The 13220-nt window shown below is 69.0% G+C and carries 11 protein-coding genes; 5 read left to right on the forward strand and 6 right to left on the reverse strand.

The window, feature by feature from the left end:
* Positions 1–8: 8 nt before the first annotated feature.
* The 4 genes from GGR46_RS17205 to GGR46_RS17220 form a co-directional block, all read right to left on the reverse strand.
* Positions 9–2711, reverse strand: a complete 2703-nt coding sequence (locus GGR46_RS17205) for an ATP-dependent DNA helicase (RefSeq protein ID WP_183999252.1) — start codon at positions 2709–2711, stop codon at positions 9–11.
* Positions 2708–3775, reverse strand: a complete 1068-nt coding sequence (locus tag GGR46_RS17210; protein ID WP_183999253.1) for a hypothetical protein — start codon at positions 3773–3775, stop codon at positions 2708–2710. Before GGR46_RS17210 ends, GGR46_RS17205 begins: the two co-directional genes overlap by 4 nt.
* A 61-nt stretch (positions 3776–3836) precedes the next feature.
* Positions 3837–4259, reverse strand: a complete 423-nt coding sequence (locus GGR46_RS17215) for a hypothetical protein (protein WP_183999254.1) — start codon at positions 4257–4259, stop codon at positions 3837–3839.
* Positions 4260–4321: 62 nt separating this feature from the next.
* On the reverse strand, positions 4322–4927 hold the full coding sequence (locus GGR46_RS17220; protein ID WP_183999255.1) for a hypothetical protein: 606 nt from the start codon (positions 4925–4927) through the stop codon (positions 4322–4324).
* A 148-nt stretch (positions 4928–5075) separates the two neighbouring features.
* Between GGR46_RS17220 and GGR46_RS17225 the strand changes: the two genes are divergently transcribed.
* Both GGR46_RS17225 and nhaA read left to right on the forward strand, forming a co-directional pair.
* Positions 5076–6653 (forward strand): lysine--tRNA ligase, encoded by a 1578-nt coding sequence (locus GGR46_RS17225; RefSeq protein ID WP_183999256.1) that lies wholly within the window; start codon positions 5076–5078, stop codon positions 6651–6653.
* On the forward strand, positions 6650–7822 hold the full coding sequence (nhaA, locus tag GGR46_RS17230) for a Na+/H+ antiporter NhaA (protein ID WP_183999257.1): 1173 nt from the start codon (positions 6650–6652) through the stop codon (positions 7820–7822). Before GGR46_RS17225 ends, nhaA begins: the two co-directional genes overlap by 4 nt.
* Here the strand turns inward: nhaA and GGR46_RS17235 are convergent.
* Positions 7723–8904, reverse strand: coding sequence for an MFS transporter (locus GGR46_RS17235; RefSeq protein WP_246426201.1), 1182 nt, complete (start codon positions 8902–8904; stop codon positions 7723–7725). The genes nhaA and GGR46_RS17235 overlap by 100 nt on opposite strands.
* Before the next feature lie 162 nt (positions 8905–9066).
* Between GGR46_RS17235 and GGR46_RS17240 the strand changes: the two genes are divergently transcribed.
* A complete protein-coding gene (locus GGR46_RS17240; RefSeq protein ID WP_183999258.1) occupies positions 9067–9801 on the forward strand; it encodes an SDR family NAD(P)-dependent oxidoreductase in 735 nt (244 codons plus the stop codon).
* A gap of 14 nt (positions 9802–9815) precedes the next feature.
* A complete protein-coding gene (locus GGR46_RS17245) occupies positions 9816–11255 on the forward strand; it encodes a pyridoxal phosphate-dependent decarboxylase family protein (protein WP_221262835.1) in 1440 nt (479 codons plus the stop codon).
* Positions 11256–11305: 50 nt separating this feature from the next.
* Here the strand turns inward: GGR46_RS17245 and GGR46_RS17250 are convergent, their stop codons facing one another.
* Positions 11306–12178 (reverse strand): NAD(P)-dependent oxidoreductase, encoded by an 873-nt coding sequence (locus tag GGR46_RS17250; protein WP_183999259.1) that lies wholly within the window; start codon positions 12176–12178, stop codon positions 11306–11308.
* 105 nt (positions 12179–12283) lie between these two features.
* Here GGR46_RS17250 and GGR46_RS17255 point away from each other — a divergent pair, with 105 nt between their 5' ends.
* Positions 12284–13162, forward strand: coding sequence for an aldose epimerase family protein (locus GGR46_RS17255; protein ID WP_183999260.1), 879 nt, complete (start codon positions 12284–12286; stop codon positions 13160–13162).
* Positions 13163–13220: the final 58 nt, after the last annotated feature.

A 13220-nucleotide genomic window follows, 5' to 3' on the forward strand; every position in this document is an offset into this window, starting at 1 on the left:
ATCCCCGGTCAGGCGTTCGCCGGGGCCTCTTGCCCCAGCTTGGCGGCCAAGGAAAGCCGAACGCGATCAACCGCCTGATCCAGCGTGACGCGCGTCACCCGGGTGCCCGGCGGAAAGGCGTCGAGCAGCCGGGAGGGGCTGGCGGCGGAGAGCAGCACGAAGGTGCCGCGATCATCCGCCCGGCGAATCAGCCGGCCGAACGCCTGGGCGAGCCGGGCACGGACGATGCGATCGTCATAGGCGGTGCCGCCCCCGGCCAGGCGCCGCGCGGCGTGGAGCACGGTCGGCTTGGGCCAGGGAATCCCCTCCATCACCACCAGCCGCAGCGAATCGCCGGGCACGTCCACCCCGTCCCGCAGCGCATCGGTGCCGAGCAGCGAAGCACGCGGATCGTCGCGGAAGATGTCGACCAGCGTGCCGGTGTCGATGGGATCGACATGCTGGGCGAGCAGGGGCAGGCCCTCGCGCGCCAGCCGGTCCGCGACTCGGGCATGGACGGCGCGGAGACGACGGATCGCGGTGAACAGGCCGAGCGTGCCGCCCTCGGCCGCGACGATCAGCCGGGCATAGGCATTGGCGAGCGCCGGCATGTCGCCGCGCTTGACGTCGGTGACGATCAGCACCTCGGCCTGCTCGGCATAGTTGAACGGGCTCACCGCCTCGAAGCGCTGGGCGGGGCGCATCAGGTGCACCGCGCCCGAGCGGGCCTCGGCCACGTCCCAGTCGCCGCCGGCGCGCAAGGTCGCCGAGGTGATCAGCGCGCCATGGGCGGGCTTGAGCACCGTCTCGGCAAAGGGCTTGGACGGATCGAGCCAGTGGCGATGCAGGCCGACATCATATTCGCGCCCCTCGACCCGATCCACCGCGAGCCAGTCGACGAACGCCGAATCGGCCGGGCCGCCGATCCGGGCGATCAGGGCCAGCCAGGCGCCGACCGTGTCGGTGCGCCAGCCGAGCGAGGCGACCGCGCCTTCGATCCGGGCGCGCGCCGGGCCGTCCATCCAGTCGGGCGCCTCGGCCAGCACCGCCTCGAGCCGCCGACCGAGCTTGACCAGGGGGCGGAGCAGCGAATCGAGCGCCTCACCCGCCGGGCCGGCCGCCTCGACCAGCGTGCCGTCGGGCTCGGCCAGCTCGGTCTCCAGTCCATAGCCGGCCTCCGCGGCGCCGTTCCCATCGCGGGCGTAGACGAGGCCGCGCACCGCGGCGAGGAGCTGCTCGACGGGACCGAAGGGCTCGCCCTCGTTCAACCGCTGGAGCCAGCCGTCGCTCGGCAGCGCGCGGGCGGCTTCGACCGCCTCGGTGATCGCCCGGCCGCCTTCCTCGTCATAGCTGGCGACGTCGGACAGGCGGGCGGCGAGGCCCCGGCGCCGGCCGCGCGATCCCGATTCGGGGCCGGTGACCCAGCGACGGATCTCGATCGCTTCCTGGCCTGTCAGCGCGGCGGCGAACATCGCATCGGCCGCATCGAACAGGTGATGCCCCTCGTCGAAGACATAGCGGGTCGGGCGGCTCGCGGTCTCGCGGCCCCGCGCGGCGTTGACCATCACCAGCGCGTGGTTGGCGATGACGATGTCCGCGTCCGCCGACGCGCGTGCGGCGCGCTCGATGAAGCATTTCCGGTAGTGCGGGCAGCCGGCATAGATGCACTCGCCGCGCCGGTCGGTCAGTGCAGTCGAGCCGTTGCGGCGGAACAGGGTGGGAAGCCAGCCGGGCAGGTCGCCACCGATCATGTCGCCATCGGCGGTATAGGCCGCCCAGCGCGCGACCAGCTGGGCGAGGATCGCCGCTCGCCCCGCGAAGCCGCCCTGCAGCGCGTCCTCGAGATTGAGCAGGCAGACGTAATTCTCGCGGCCCTTGCGGGTGACGATGCGCTTCTTGCGGGCCTCCGGATCGGCGACGAGCCGCTCGCCCTCATGGCCGAGCTGGCGTTGCAGCGCCTTGGTGAAGGTGGAGACCCAGACGGCGCCGCCGGCCTGCTCGGCCCAGAGCGAGGCGGGAGCGAGATAGCCGAGCGTCTTGCCGATGCCGGTGCCCGCCTCGGCCAGCACCAGGTTCGGCGATTCGCGCATGTCGCGCGGCGCGAAGGCTCCAGCGGCGGCGGCGGCATAGTCGCGCTGGCCCTGGCGACGCTCGGCACCATTGCCGGTGAGGCGGGCGAGGCGTTCGGCGATCTCGGTATCGGCCAGCGTCACGGTGCGCGGCGGCACGCGCGGCGGCTGCTCGGTCCATTCGGGCAGCCTGGAGAAGAGCCAGCGTTCGGCCTGGGCCGGCTTGGCGATTCGCTGGCTGACCACCGGCGCCCAGGGCCAGCGCAGGCGGAACAGCGACTGGACCGAGTTCCACGCACCCTCGCGCTCGGCCCAGGCCCCCTCGGTGACGGCGAGCAGCTTCGCCGCCGCGGCCCGCAGGAAGGGAGCGATGTCCGCGTCATTCTCCGGCGCGTCGAGACCGGCGACGCGGGCCAGTCCCTTGGGTGTCGGCACCATGAAACGCGCGGGGTGGAGGAAGGCGAACAGCTCGAGCAGATCGAGCCCCGACAGCTCGGCATAGCCGAGCCGCTGGCCGATAAGCGGCGCGTTGAGCAGGAGCACCGGCGTGTCGGCGGCGATGCGGATCGCCTCGCCCCGGCCGATCGCCCGGCAATCGCCGTCCGGCGTGGCGATCCAGACGCCGCCATGGCTGGCGTGAAGGGCGGGATAGGGCAAGTTCATCCGCCGAACCCCAGCGCCTTCACGAAGCGCTCGGCGTCGGGGATGCCGCGCAGATCCTCTTCGCGGACATTGTCGCTGCCGCGCCGGATGGTGAGCGCCACCCAGGCGCGGCGGCCCTTCTGCTCGACGATCACGGCGTCGATCAGTTCGGACAGAACGAGCTCGCGGAAGATGCCGCTGGAGCCCCACTCGCGCCAGGCGATGCGGCGATCGGTGACCAGCACCGTGCCGAAGGCGAGGTCCAGCCATGCGGCGAACACGGTGCCGAGGAGACCCAGCGACATCACTGCGAGGCCGCCCCAGATCGGCGTCCAGATTGCCAGCGTGAGCAGGCAGCCGACAAGCGGAACGCCGCTGCTCCAGAACCAGACCAACGGCCATAAATAGATCGCGAACGGCACCAGAAGTACCGGCGCCAGGGCCAGCTGGAACTTGTCCAATGCGGCAAAGCCGGGCCGCCCCTGCCAGCGCACCGGCTCGGTGGGTGCGACCTCCGGGATCACCACCGCCAGCGGCTCTTCGGGATCGACGCCGAGCACCTGCAGCAGCTTGAGCAGCTGCCGTGCATCGGCGCTGCCCAGCTGCAAGGCGATCTCATGCTTCGGGCTGTGGCCAATGCGAATGTCGCGCCAGACCAGATAGGACCGCTCGCGGACCCGGCAGATATCGGCGAGATCGATCCGCCGGACCAAGGTGGCGCCGCGCCGGCTCTCGATCCCCCGCGCATCCAGCCGGTAGTGCAGTCGCATCTTCCGGATCAGCGCCGAGCCGATGAGGATGAGCGGCCAGAGCAGGAAGACTGCGATCAGGGCGTAGTGCGCCTGGCGCTCGCCGTCCGGGCCGAGATCGATCGGCACGCCACCGATACGCAGCGTCGCCACTGCATTCTCGCCTGCAGGATCGAACAGGAAGAACAGCGCGACGCCCCAGAAGGGCGACAGCACCAGCGCCACCAGCAGCGGCGTCGTCAGGACCGCCGCCAGCGTCGGCCGCGCGCCCCATAGCGCGGTGCGGCGCCAGGCATTGCCGCCGGCAGGTTCATCAAAGGCAGGATCGGCGGTCATGTACGCCTTTCGTTCTAGCCTCGCTTGCCCGGCAAAGTGAAGGGAGTCGGGGCAAATCATTTCACTTTGATCCTGCCGGGCCCTGACGCCGTCGGGGCGGCTCCGCATACATTGCGCGGACGGCGGCGAGCATGACCTTCTGGTCGACGCGGTGGACGGTGCCGACGAAGCGGCCGCGATAGAAGCGCGGGCGCGTCTCGCCGTTGATCACATGCTCGATGACATAGGCGAGCGCCCGGTCGCGAGCGGCGCGCTCGACCTGATCCCAGGCGGCAGCGAAACTCTCGGCGCCCTTGCGCCTGCGCAGGTTGTACGCGGAGGTGACGCCCATCTCCGCCGCCTTAGCCGCGCGCGAGACCAGGCCGGTAGCAGCGAGCGCAGCGAGGAAGATGCGCTGGCGGGCCGGCGTCCACCCATCCTTGCGGCTGCGCGCCAGCGGCACGGGGGTGAAATGCGGGAGGATGATCTTGTGCGACTCGTCCATCTACGAGTCTATTCCAGACGAAATCCTACATTGGAAGCGGCTCGGGATTGTCTGGCTTCTGTCTAGTTCTGGGGAGCGACCAACTGCCAGTCCAGTTCGGCGCGGACCGGCGATGTGCGGGGCGACCATGCTTCGAGCCGCCTGAACGAACCCAGCAGCGCAGCCCGGAACGTATCCGCCGGACGCTCGTGATCGTCGCCGCTAAGGGCAAGAAGCATCGGATTATCAGAAAGATAGCGATCAAACAGGCTCGGTGCCATGCACAGATAGGTGAAGTCGGTATTCCAGGCGGCGACCACGGCGAGGAACTGGTCATCGACGAATAGCATGGCCTGTCCGAACAGGCATTCCTTTGCGATGATCGCGGCGGCTGCCGGGGTCAGATTGCATTCCCGAAAACTGCCATCGGCCGGGCCGTCGCTGGGGTAATCGAGGAAAAAGCCGCGCGTGGAGCCCGCGTGCCGCAACGCCTCGAAAAATGCGGGCGCGTCGTGGGAATGGTCCCATTCGATCAGAGGCAGCGCGTGCATCCCATAGCGCGACAGGACGCTCCGATTCACATCGAGTCCGCCCGGTCCTTCCACCACCAGCCCGGCGGCAAAAGCGGCGACTGCCGGCGCGTCCTCGAGCCTGCGCGTCCGAAAGACTTCGCTATTCCATTCCCACATGCCTCTTCTTCGCGCCCGGACAGGGTAGAGTCGAGCCTTTGCCGGGGAGAAGAGCGGCCCAATCGCAAGGCTCGCGATACGCGTTCATCGTCTTTGCGGGCTCCCGGAACTTGCAAAAACGCGCCCATTCGCGCACGCGCGACCGATCATGACAGACGATAGCATCCTGCGCGCAGCCGCACTCGAGTCCAAGGCCTGGCCCTACGAAGAAGCGCGCAAGCTGGTGAAACGCTATCCGCAGGGCAAGCCCGACGGGTCGCCGGTGCTGTTCGAGACGGGCTATGGCCCCTCGGGCCTGCCGCATATCGGCACCTTCCAGGAAGTGCTGCGTACCACCATGGTGCGCCACGCCTATGAGGAGATGACCGGCAACAAGACCCGGCTGATCGCATTCAGCGACGACATGGACGGGCTGCGCAAGGTGCCGGACAATGTGCCGAACCAGGCGCTGCTCGCCGAGCATCTCGGCAAGCCGCTGTCGCGCATCCCCGATCCGTTCGAGAAGTTCGAGAGCTTCGCGGCGCACAACAACGCGATGCTGCGCGAATTCCTCGATCGCTTCGGCTTCGAATATGAGTTCGCGTCGTCGACCGACTATTATGGTTCGGGCCGCTTCGACGAGACGCTGCGCACGGTGCTGCGCAACTATCAGGCGATCATGGACGTGATGCTGCCGACTCTCCGGGCAGAACGGGCGGCGACCTATTCGCCGGTGCTGCCGGTGAGCCCCAAGTCGGGCGTGGTGCTGCAGGTGCCGGTGGAAGTGGTCGATGCCGAGGCGGGGATCATCCGCTTCGAGGACGAGGGCGAGACGATCGAGCAGTCGATCTTCGGCGGCCAGGCCAAGCTGCAGTGGAAGCCCGACTGGGGCATGCGCTGGGCGGCGCTCGGCGTCGATTACGAAATGTACGGCAAGGACCTGATCGACAGCGGCATCCAGAGCGGCAAGATTGCCCAGGTGCTCGGCGCGCGGCGTCCCGAGGGGCTGATTTACGAGCTGTTCCTCGACGCCAAGGGCGAAAAGATCTCCAAGTCCAAGGGCAACGGCCTGTCGATCGACGAGTGGCTGACCTATGGGCCGGACGAGAGCCTGTCCTTCTACATCTACCGCGAGCCCAAGAAGGCGAAGTCGCTGCACCTGGGGCTGATCCCGCGCGCGATCGAGGAATATTGGCAGTTCCGCGCCAACTATCCGACCCAGGAACTCGCGCAGAAGCTCGGCAATCCGGTGCATCATATCCATAATGGCCAGGTGCCGGCCGAGACGCTGCCGGTGACCTTCGGGCTGCTGCTCAACCTGGTCAGCCTGCCGGGCGTGGGCAATCGCGAGACGATCTGGGGGTTCCTGCGCCGCTATTCGCCGGACCTCTCGCCCGAATCGCATCCCGAGCTCGACCGGATGGTCGGCTATGCGATCCGCTATGCGAAGGACTTCGTCGAGCCGACGCTGCAGCGCCGCGCGCCGAGCGAAGCCGAAGCGGGTGCGCTGCGCCAGCTCGACGCACAGCTCGCCGCGCTGCCCGAGACCGCCTCGGCCGAGGATATCCAGAACATCGTCTACGAGATCGGCAAGACCGACGCGTTCGAGAACCTGCGCGACTGGTTCAAGGCGCTCTACGAGACCTTGCTCGGCAGCGAGCAGGGGCCGCGCATGGGCAGCTTCATCGCGCTCTACGGGATCGAGAACAGCCGCAAGCTGATCGCAGAGGCGCTCGCCAGGGCATGAGCCGGATCGCCGCCGCCACGCGCGCCTTCATCGCGAGCGAGGCGGCGGGCGGCGTGGTGCTGATGGCGGCGTCGGCGCTGGCGCTGGTCGTTGCCAACTCGCCACTGGCGGGCGGCTATGCGCATCTGCTCCATATGGGGCTGGGGCCGCTCAGCCTGCACGGCTGGATCAACGATGCGCTGATGGCGGTGTTCTTCCTGCTCGTCGGGCTGGAGATCAAGGCGGAGGTGGTCGAGGGCCAGCTGTCGAGCTGGTCGCAGCGGACCCTGCCGGTGATCGCCGCGGCGAGCGGCATGGCGGTGCCTGCGATCGTCTACCTGGCGGTGGCCGGCGGCGGATTCGCGCGCGGCTGGGCGATCCCGGCGGCGACCGACATCGCCTTCGCCATGGGGCTGATGGCACTGCTCGGGCGGCATGCGCCGGCGTCGCTCAAGCTGCTGCTCACCACGATCGCGGTGGTCGACGACATGGGCGCGGTGGCGATCATCGCGCTGGCCTATACCGCCAAGCTCGACCTGCTCGCGCTGGCCGGCGCGGGCGTGGTGCTGGCGGCGATGCTGGCGTGCAACCGCATGCGGGTGACGTGGCTCTGGCCCTATCTGGCGCTGGCGGTTCTGCTGTGGCTCTGCGTCTTCGCCTCGGGCGTGCATGCGACGATCGCGGGCGTGGCGGCGGCGCTGGCCATCCCGCGCGCCGCGGGGCTGAAGCTCGAGCATGCGCTCAACCCCTGGGTCGCCTTCGCCATCGTCCCGCTGTTCGGCCTGGCCAATGCCGGGGTCGCGCTGCCCGGCTGGCAGGCGCTGCTCGCGCCGCTGCCGCTCGCCGTCGCGCTGGGGCTGTTCCTCGGCAAGCAGGTCGGCGTGTTCGGCAGCATTTGGCTGGCGGTGAAGGCGGGCATCGCACCGCGCCCGCATGCCCGCTGGGGGCAGATCTACGGCATGGCGCTGCTCGCCGGGATCGGCTTCACGATGAGCCTGTTCATCGGCGGGCTGGCCTTTCCGCCGGGGCCGCTGACCGACCAGGTGAAGATCGGCGTGCTCGCCGGATCGGTCCTGTCGGCGCTGCTGGGTTACTTCGTCCTGCGCTCGACCAGCACCGCGACCACCAGCACCGCGAACCCGCCGAGCGAGAGCAGCGCGCCGACCCAGCCGGTCGACGTCCAGCCATAGCCCGCCGCAATCGCGAGGCCGCCCAGCCAGGGGCCGAGTGCGTTGGCGAAGTTGAAGGCGGAGTGGTTGAGCGAGGCGGCCAGCCCCTGCGCTTCGCCGGCGACGTCCATCAGCCGGGTCTGCAGCACCGCGCCAAGTGCGCCGAGGAAGCCGATCGCGAAGATGTCGAGCGCGATGCTCCACAATTGATGGGCGGCCAGCGGATAGAGCGCGAGCGCGACGGCGCTGCCGAGCAGCAGCACCGCGGCGGTGGGCATCAGCGCGCGATCGGCGAATCTGGGCACGATGATGCTGCCGAGCGTCGCGCCGACGCCGAACACCGCGAGGACCAGCGGGATCATCGCCGGCGAGGTGCGGGTGACCTCCAGCATGGTCGAGGCGACATAGGTGTAGACGCAGAACATGCCGCCAAAGCCGATCGCGCTGATGCCGAGCGTCAGCCAGACCTGGCCATTGGCGAGCGCGCCCAGCTCCTTGAGCGGGCTGGCGCCGTGCTGGGGCGGGTCGCGCGGGGCGAGCGCGGCGACCAGCGCCACCGTCGTCAGGGCGAGTACGCCGACCACCACGAAGCCCCAGCGCCAGCCGACCGCCTGGCCCAGCCAGTTGGCGAGCGGTACGCCCAGGATCGTCGCCACGGTGAGGCCGAGCATCATCCGCCCGACCGCCTGGGATCGCTTGTTGAACGGCACCAGCGAGGCGGCGACCAAAGCGGCGATGCCGAAATAGGCGCCGTGCGGCAGGCCGGAGAGGAAGCGGAACAGCAGCAGCCAATGATAATTGGGAGCCAATGCGCTCAGCGTGTTGAACAGCGCGAAGGCGCCCATCAGCAGGAGCAGGGTGAGCCGCCGCGACAGCTTCGCCGCGCCGACCGCGATCAGCGGCGCGCCGACGACCACGCCGAGCGCATAGGCGCTGATGACATGGCCGGCGCTCGGTACGTCGATCCCCAGACCCTCGGCCATGTACGGCACCAGGCTCATCGTCGCGAATTCGGTGGTGCCGATCGCGAAGCCGCCCATCGCCAGCGCGAAATGGACGAGGCCGACATTATGGGTGCGGGGGGTGGAGAGCGGGGCGTGCATCACCGGGCAAGTGGCTATGCTGCACTGCAGCGTCAATGGTCGTTTCAACACATACGAATGCAATCGCCGCATTTGCCGGCTTCACGCTTCGCGGCTGCGACCCGTTGCCTTGGCGCGGCCAAATCCGCATAGCCGCCGCACCGCAATAGAAGGAGCAGCCGCATGCCCACCGCACTCATCACCGGCGCGACCGCAGGGATTGGCGAGGCCTGTGTCCATGCCTTTGCCGATGCCGGGTGGAACGTCGTCGCCACCGGGCGACGCGAGGACCGGCTGGCCAAGCTCCAGCGCGACAATGTCCGTACCCTCGCCTTCGACATCCGCGACGAAGCGGCGCGCGATGCGGCGCTCGATTCGCTGCCCGAGGATTTCCGCGGGATCGACCTGCTGGTGAACAATGCCGGCCTGGCGCTCGGCCTGGAGCCGGCGCAGCAGGCGTCGCTCGCCAACTGGAAGACGATGATCGACACCAATGTCGTCGCGCTCGCCTCGATCACCCACAAGCTGCTGCCGATGCTGGTCGAGCGGAAAGGTGCGATCATCAACCTGTCCTCGGTGGCGGCGAACTATCCCTATCCGGGCGGCAATGTGTACGCGGCGACCAAGGCCTTTGTCCGCCAGCTGAGCCTGGACCTGCGCGCCGACCTGCACGGTACCGGGGTGCGGGTCACTTCGATCGAACCGGGCATGGTCGAGACCGAGTTCACCCTGGTGCGCACCGGCAGCCAGGAAACCTCGGACAAGCTCTATGGCGGCGTGAACCCGATGACCGCCGAGGACATCGCCGAGACGATCCTGTGGGTGGCGACGCTGCCGCCGCACCTCAACATCAACACGCTCGAGCTGATGCCGGTCAACCAGAGCTGGCAGGGCTTCGCGGTCCACCGCGAAGGCTGAGCGCAAGTTCCGGAATGCGCCCCGCCACCGGACGGGGCATCGTCACGACCTTGGGAGAGGAAGCGGTGATGCAGGACGAATGGACGGCGCTGGAGCATGCGGCGGCGCACGCGATTGCCTATCGACAGGAAACCGGGTCGGCGGAGACCACGCCGGTCGCCGACTATGCGGCGATGCTCGAGGCGTTCGCCGCACCCCTGCCCGAGGAGGGCGACGATCCCGTCTCGGTGATCGAGCATCTGGTCGAGGCGGCGACGCCGGGCATCCGCGCGATGACCGGCCCGCGTTTCTTCGGCTGGGTGATCGGCAATTCGCACCCGACGGGCGTCGCGGCCGACTGGCTCGCCTCGGCCTGGGGGCAGAATGTCGGCAATGTCGTCGCGGCGCCGGCGGCATCGGCGGTGGAGAAGGTCGCGGCCGACTGGCTGCTCGAGTTGCTCGACCTGCCGCGCGACTCCTCGATGGGCTTCGTCACCGGGGCGACGGTGGCCAATTTCGTCTGCCTCGCGGCGGCGCGGAGCGAAGTGCTGCGCCGGGCGGGATGGGACGTCGAGGCGGACGGCATGTTCGGTGCGCCGCCGATCGACGTGCTGATCGGTGCGGATGCGCATGCGACGGTATTCTCGGGGCTGAAATATCTCGGGCTTGGTGCGAAGCGGGTTAGGACGGTCGAGACCGATGCTGCGGGGCGGATGCTGGCGGGCGATTTCGAGCGGGTGCTGCGCGGGTGCGCGGGGCCGGTGATCGCGATCGCCCAGGCCGGGCAGATAAACACCGGCGCCTGCGATCCCTTTGCCGAGATCGCGCCCCTGGCCCGGGCGGCCGGGGCCTGGCTGCACGTCGATGGCGCGTTCGGGCTCTGGGCACAGGCTGCGCCGGGGCGGAAGCACCTTACTGCTGGTGTCGAACTGGCCGACAGCTGGGCGACCGACGGGCACAAATGGCTGCAGACGCCCTATGATTGCGGCTTCGCGATCGTGCGTGATGCCGAGGCGCACCGCCGCGCGATGGCGATCTCGGCGAGCTACCTGCCGCCCGCCCAGGATGCGGAGCGCGATCCCTCCGCCTATGTGCCCGAGCTGTCGCGCCGGGCGCGCGGCTTCGCCACCTGGGCGATGATCCGGCGGCTGGGTCGCGAAGGGATCGCCGAGCTGGTCGAGCGCAATTGCGCTCTGGCGACGCACATGGGCGAGACGCTGGGCGGCGATGACGGCGTCGCCCTGGTCTGCCCGGTCGCGCTCAACCAGTTCATGCTGCGCTTCGGCGACAGCGACGAGGCGACGCTCGCGGTGGTGCGCCAGGTGCAGGAGGACGCGGTGGCGTTCATCGGCGCGGCGTTGTGGCGCGGGCAATGGGTGATGCGCGTTTCGGTGAGCTCGGCGGCGACCCATCTCGCCGATGCGGAAGTGACGATCGCCGCCGTGCGCAGCGCCTGGGCGAAGGTGCGGGGGTAAGGCTTGACCCAATATAATCCTCCCCCTGGCGGGGGAGGATTGTGGGCGACCTACAGCCCCGCGTCGGCCCGCACCGCCAGCGCGAGGCCCGACCAGTCGAGATCCTCGCCTTCACGCGCCATCGCGCTGAGCAGATGGTCGCGGATCACCCCGAGCACCGGCATCGGGACGCGGCTGTCATTGGCCAGCGACGCCACCAGGTTCATGTCCTTGAGGCCGAGCGGGGCGGTGAAGCCCGCCGGGCGGAAGCGCTGCTCGGCGAGGATCTCGCCATAGACGCGGTGGCTGCGGCCGCCGAACAGGGTCTCGGTCATCACCTCCACGAAGGTCGCCGGGGCCACGCCGTTCTTCTCGCCCAGCGCCATCGCCTCGGCAAAGCTCTCGACCGCGGCGAGGATCATGAAATTGCCCGAGAGCTTGACGATGTTCGCCTGCTCCGGTCGGTCGCCGACCGGGAAGACGCGTTGGCCGATCGCCTCGAACAGCGGCTGGCAGGCGGCGATCAGGTCTGCGTCGCCGGCCGCCACGATGTTGAGCGCGCCGGCGGCAGCGACATCGGGGCGGCCGAATACCGGCGCCGAGAGGAAGCGCATGCCGGCCTCGCGGTGGGCCGTGTCGAGCCGGGTGACCAGCGTCGGGGCGATCGTGCTCATCGATACGTGGATCGCCCGGGAGTTGGCCTGCAGGATACCCTTCTCGCCGAAGGTCACCGCTTCCACCGCCGCGTCGTTGGCGAGCATCGTCACGACCAGCTCGCCTTGCGCCGCTTCGGCGGGGCTGGCGGCGCGGACGGCGCCCTCGGCGACCAGCGCGTCGGTCTTGGCGGGATCGCGATTCCATACGGTGAGGCGGTGGCCCGCCTTGGCGATGTTGCGGGCAATGCCGATGCCCATATGGCCGAGGCCGATGACGCCGATTTCCATGAAGCTGCTCCGTTGGACCCGCGCGACCGGATGCCGCGCCGCAGATTGTTGCCGGCGCAGGCGCCGTGCTAGCGGCAGATAGGGTGACAGGATCGGAGGGCAAGCGTGGCTGACAATTGGATTCGCATCGCATCGGACGAGCTGGGCGCCGCGATCAATCCCTTTGGCGCCGAGCTGTCGTCCCTCACCGATGCCGAAGGGCGCGAGCTGATGACCGATGCCGATCCGGCTTTCTGGTCGGGACGGGCGCCCTTGCTCTTTCCGATCGTCGGGCGGCTGATGGGCGATGCGTATCGGCTGGACGGCAACACCTATGCGCTGCCCCAGCATGGCTTCGCGCGGAAGCAGGATTTCGTGCTGGTCGAGCAGGCGCCGGACCGGGCGGTGCTGCGGCTGGTCGACAATGAAGCGACGCGCGCGGTCTATCCCTTCGCCTTCGTGCTCGATGCGGCGTTCTCGCTGCGCGGGGCGACGCTCTCGATGGACATCACCGTCACCAATAGCGGCGATGTCGACATGCCGGCGAGCTTCGGCTTCCACCCGGCCCTGGCCTGGCCGCTGCCGTACGGCGCGGCGAAGGAAGAGCATCAGATCACCTTCGCCGATGACGAGCCGGGCCAGCTCGCGGCGATCGTCAAAGGAGGCTGGATGGACGCGGAGGGCTGGGAGAGCCCGGTCGATGGCCGGGTGCTCGAGCTGTATGACGAGCTGTTCGAGCGCGATGCGCTGGTTTGGAATCCGGTGCGCAGCCAGTCGCTGGCCTATGGCGCGCTGGGCGGGCCGAAGCTGGTCTGCGACTTTCCCGATACGCCGGCGCTGGGCCTGTGGATGAAGCCGGGCGCGAACTATCTGTGCATCGAGCCCTGGCACGGCATCGCCGACCCCTATGGCTTCACCGGCGAGATCTGGGACAAGCCGCTGATGCAGCGCTATGCGCCGGGCCAGTCGCGGACCTTCACGATGCGCGTAACGCTGGGGGACTGAGGCGAGTCTTTGGTTGACGCATCGCGGTCGCGAAAACCGGTTCCCACTTTTCGCTGCG

Source organism: Sphingomonas kyeonggiensis, from assembly GCF_014196745.1.
GTDB lineage: Bacteria > Pseudomonadota > Alphaproteobacteria > Sphingomonadales > Sphingomonadaceae > Sphingomonas > Sphingomonas kyeonggiensis.

Coding starts and splice junctions, on each gene's coding strand:
- nhaA (WP_183999257.1), top strand. CDS start 6,650: ATGAGCCGGATCGCCGCCGCCACGCGCGCCTTCATCGCGAGCGAGGCG.
- GGR46_RS17220 (WP_183999255.1), bottom strand. CDS start 4,927: ATGTGGGAATGGAATAGCGAAGTCTTTCGGACGCGCAGGCTCGAGGAC.
- GGR46_RS17205 (WP_183999252.1), bottom strand. CDS start 2,711: ATGAACTTGCCCTATCCCGCCCTTCACGCCAGCCATGGCGGCGTCTGG.
- GGR46_RS17225 (WP_183999256.1), top strand. CDS start 5,076: ATGACAGACGATAGCATCCTGCGCGCAGCCGCACTCGAGTCCAAGGCC.
- GGR46_RS17240 (WP_183999258.1), top strand. CDS start 9,067: ATGCCCACCGCACTCATCACCGGCGCGACCGCAGGGATTGGCGAGGCC.
- GGR46_RS17235 (WP_246426201.1), bottom strand. CDS start 8,904: ATGCACGCCCCGCTCTCCACCCCCCGCACCCATAATGTCGGCCTCGTC.
- GGR46_RS17215 (WP_183999254.1), bottom strand. CDS start 4,259: ATGGACGAGTCGCACAAGATCATCCTCCCGCATTTCACCCCCGTGCCG.
- GGR46_RS17250 (WP_183999259.1), bottom strand. CDS start 12,178: ATGGAAATCGGCGTCATCGGCCTCGGCCATATGGGCATCGGCATTGCC.
- GGR46_RS17210 (WP_183999253.1), bottom strand. CDS start 3,775: ATGACCGCCGATCCTGCCTTTGATGAACCTGCCGGCGGCAATGCCTGG.
- GGR46_RS17245 (WP_221262835.1), top strand. CDS start 9,816: ATGCGCCCCGCCACCGGACGGGGCATCGTCACGACCTTGGGAGAGGAA.